Origin of the sequence: Pseudoduganella sp. RAF53_2, from assembly GCF_052113985.1 — a bacterium.
Lineage (GTDB): Bacteria > Pseudomonadota > Gammaproteobacteria > Burkholderiales > Burkholderiaceae_D > Rugamonas.
On the sequence record NZ_JBFRDW010000569.1, the window covers coordinates 1 to 4,037 of the forward strand.

Sequence of the window (4,037 nt, forward strand, 5' to 3'; positions counted from 1 at the left end):
CTGGAACGCTCGAACATCTGGGAGAAGTTGGTGCCGGCGGCCTGTAGCGCATCGGCCGCCTGGCGGCGCTCGGTGATGTCGACATCCATACAAACGATCTGCGCCAGCTCGCCATCGTGGCGCACCGGGATCTTGGCCGAGTACAGCCACAGATCGCGTCCAGCTGCCGTGCGTACCAGCCAGTCGTCCGCCGGAGTAGCGCGGCCCTCGCGCCACAACTCGGTCATCAGCATGTCATGCTCGGCCTGGCGTTCGCCATGCGACAGCAGATCGGACATCTTCCGCCCCATCGCCTGGCCAACCGTCACACCCCACAGCGTGGCGCAGGACTGGTTACAGAAGCGCACCAGGCCATCCCGATCGACGCTGCAAACGGCCACCATGGGCGTCAGCTCAAGAGCCGCCACCATGCGCGTAATCAGCTCCAGCGCAGTGAGAGCAGCTGAGCTTGAGGTGGAGGCGGGGGAGGGATCTGGCTGGCGCATTCTCCATTCTTATCGAGAGTCGCGAGTGCACATTTGATATGGCGCAAAGGTCCTCCCCTTGACCTGCGTTTCATCCCAGCTTTATGCATTTCAGCTACCGCTTTTCACGCTTCATCGCATTCCGATGGTCCCTTCCCTTGTGAAAACCTAGAGTGTCACCATCCCACACCGCAGGCAGCGGCCAACTCTTATCCAATGAGTAAAATAATGAACCTGACAACCCTGCCCTTGAAATCCCGCCCACGCTGGCGCCTCCCCCTGATCGGGCTGGTGGTGCTGGGACTGGCGGGCGGCGGCTGGACTGTGATGCAAGCACAGTCGCAAGCTTCCGCAACGCAAACGGCAAAGCCCGACAGCAAGGCTCCGGCCAAGGAGCCTGTCTATGAACTGGCCAGCGCCGATGTGACCGCCATTGAAAGCCGTCCGCTCGCAATGAGCTTGCCGCTCTCCGGCTCGCTGATGCCGGTGGCACAGGCAACCGTGCGTTCCAAAGTGTCGGGCCTCGTGCATGAGTCAGGTATGCGCGAAGGCACCACCGTGCATGAGGGCGATGTGCTGGTCCGTCTGGATCAGGCCGACCTGAAAGCCCGCCTGCAACAGCAGCAAGCCGCGCTGGATGAAGCGCAGGCCAAACTGCAGCTGGCACAGAAGAACGAATACAACTCCTACATGCTGCTGACGCAGAAATACATCTCGCAGACCAGCTACGACAGCACATCGAATGCCGTCGATCTGGCCAAGGCAGCAGTGAAATCCGCTTCCGCCATGGTGGACATTGCCCGCATCGCGCTGAACGACAGCACGGTCCGCGCGCCCATCAGCGGAATTGTCTCCAAACGTCATGTTCAGGCGGGCGATAAAGTCGCGCCTGACATGCCCGTCTACACCATCGTCAGCCTGAATGAGCTGACCTTGGAAGCCCAGGTGCCGACCACTGAAATCCCGCGCGTGAAAGTGGGCCAGGAAGTGCGCTTCAAAGTCGAAGGCTATGCCGGCCGCCAGTTCAACGGCAAGGTGGCGCGCATCAACCCGACGTCGGAACTGGGTTCGCGCTCGACCATCGTGTATATCGCTGTGGCCAATGGCGACGGCGCCCTGCACGGCGGCATGTTCGCCAAGGGCACCATCACCACCGAGCATTCGGACGATGCGCCCGTGGTGCCGGTCGCCGCGCTGCGCGACGTGAACGGCCAGCAGGTGGTCTATGAAGTCGTGAACGGCAAGGTGGTGGCGCGCAACGTCACCATCGGCCTGCGCAATGAAGACGAGGGCTATGCCCAGGTTACCGATGGCCTGTCGCCCGGTGCGAACGTCATCGTCGCCAAGCTGGAAGGCGTCAAGCCAGGCGCCAAGGTCAAGCTGGCGGTGCCGACCAGCGCCACGCCTGCCGCCAAGCCGGCCATGCTGGCACGGGGCTAAGCCATGTGGATCACAAAAATCTCCATCCGCCAGCCAGTCTTTGCCACCATGGTGATGGTGGCGCTGATGGTGCTCGGCCTGGCCTCCTACGCAGGCCTGGGCGTGGAAAGCATGCCCAATGTCTCCCTGCCCTTCGCTGCGATTGAAGTRCAGTATCCGGGCGCTTCGCCCGAAGCGGTGGAGAACGACATCACCCGTCCCATCGAGGACATCGTCAACACCGTCAGCGGCGTCAAGTCGATCCGCGCCAACTCCTGGGAAGGCAAGTCCGGCGTCTATCTGGAATTCGACCTGACCACCAATATGGACCGCGCCATGCAGGACGTGCGCGACAAGATTGCGCTGGTGCGTCCACGCTTCCCGCGTGAAGCCAAGGACCCGCTGATCGTGCGCGCCGAAGGCGAGAACGACCAGGCCATCGTCCAGCTGACCATTACTTCCGATACGCGCAGCCTGCGCGAGCTGTCCACCATGACCGACCAGATTCTGGCCAAGCGCTTCCAGGGCGTGCCGGGCGTGGGCCAGGTGCGTGTGTTCGGCACCACCAAGCGCCAGCTGCAGGTGAGCCTGAAGCCGAACGAGATGACGGCGCAAGGCGTGGGCGTGGATGAAATCATCAAGGCCATCCAGGATGCCAACGCCAACCTGCCCGCCGGCCGCATCACGCACGACGTGAGCGAAGACCTGGTGCGCGTGGAAGGCAAGCTGAAAGAAGCCTCGGAATTCAACAAGATCATTGTCGCCCGCCGCGCCAATGGCCCGGTGTATCTGGAACAGGTGGCCGACGTGTTCGACGGCGAAGCGGAACCGGATTCCATCGCCCGCGTCAATGGCAAGCGCGCCATCTCGCTGCAGGTGACCAAGGTGCAGGATGCCAACGTGGTGGAAGTGGGCCGCGGCGTCATCAAGGTCGCGCAGGAAATGCAGAAGACCCTGCCGCCGGACATCAAGGTCCACGTGGTCGATTCGCAATCGGACCGCGTGCAGAGCCAGGTGGACAATGTGAAGGAAACCATCATCGAAGGCGCCGTGCTGACGATGATCATCGTGTTCTTCTTCCTGCATTCCTGGCGCTCGACCATCATTACCGGCCTAACCTTGCCGATCTCCGTGCTGGCCAGCTTCATCGCCATGAAGGCTTTCGGCTTCACGCTGAACTTCCTGACCCTGATGGCGCTGTCGCTGTGCATTGGCCTGCTGATCGACGATGCGATTGTGGTGCGAGAAAACATCGTGCGCCACCTGGGCTTCGGCAAGCATCACCGCAAGGCGGCGGAAGACGGCACCAATGAAATCGGCATCGCCGTGATGGCGACCACCTTCGCCATCGTCGCGGTGTTCGTGCCGGTGGCCTTCATGAAGGGCCTGATCGGCCGCTTCTTCCTGCAGTTCGGCGTGACCGTGGCGGTGTCTGTGCTGGTGTCGCTGTTCGTGTCCTTCACCCTGGACCCGATGCTCTCCTCCGTCTGGCATGACCCGGTGAAGAACCGCTTCAAGTATGTGCCCTGGCTGGGCCGCTTCATGGAAGGCATCGAGCACCAGGTCGAGAAACTGCACGTCCTGTACGGGAAGATCCTGGGCGTGGCGCTGAACTGGCGCAAGACCACGCTGGCTCTCGCCTTCGCACTGTTTGCCGGCAGCCTGCTGCTGGTGCCGAAGATCGGCGGCGAGATGTTCCCGGAGACGGACCAGGGCTGGGTCAATCTGGTGTTCAAGGTGCCGGTCGGCTCCAGCCTGGAATACAACTCGGCCAAGGTGGCGCAGATTGAGGAGATCCTGAAGAAGGAGTACCCGGAAATCGACACCATGCTGTCCAACGTCGTGACCTGGCAAGGCCGCCACACTTCGGAAGTGAACCTGAAGCTGGTCGACAAGAACAAGCACCACCGCCGCTCGCAGCAGGAGCTGGAGAAGTCGATCCGTGCACGCCTGGCGTCCGTGGCCGGCATCACTATGTCGAGCGGTAATAAGCCGATCTTCATTGCGATTCTGGGCACCGACGAAGCCAAGCTGGATGCCGCCGCCAGGGAACTGATGGACAAGATGCGCAAGATCAAAGGCATCGCCGACCTGGAATACAGCCAGGAAGGCGCCAGCCCGTCCACCATGGTCAAGATCAACAACGAGCTGGCC

At 61.9% G+C, this 4,037-nt stretch carries 3 protein-coding genes; 2 read left to right on the forward strand and 1 reads right to left on the reverse strand.

Annotation, left to right across the window (positions count from 1 at the left end; all coding sequences use genetic code 11):
* On the reverse strand, nucleotides 1–485 hold a 485-nt coding region (locus AB4Z11_RS25490), incomplete at its 3' end, for a PAS domain-containing protein (protein WP_442028583.1).
* Nucleotides 486–692: 207 nt separating this feature from the next.
* On the opposite strand from AB4Z11_RS25490, the gene AB4Z11_RS25495 reads away from it, so the two are divergent.
* Nucleotides 693–1,904, forward strand: coding sequence for an efflux RND transporter periplasmic adaptor subunit (locus tag AB4Z11_RS25495; protein ID WP_442028585.1), 1,212 nt, complete (start codon nucleotides 693–695; stop codon nucleotides 1,902–1,904).
* Between the two features lie 3 nt (nucleotides 1,905–1,907).
* Nucleotides 1,908–4,037, forward strand: a 2,130-nt coding sequence (locus tag AB4Z11_RS25500) for an efflux RND transporter permease subunit (RefSeq protein WP_442028587.1), incomplete at its 3' end; no start/stop codon positions are given.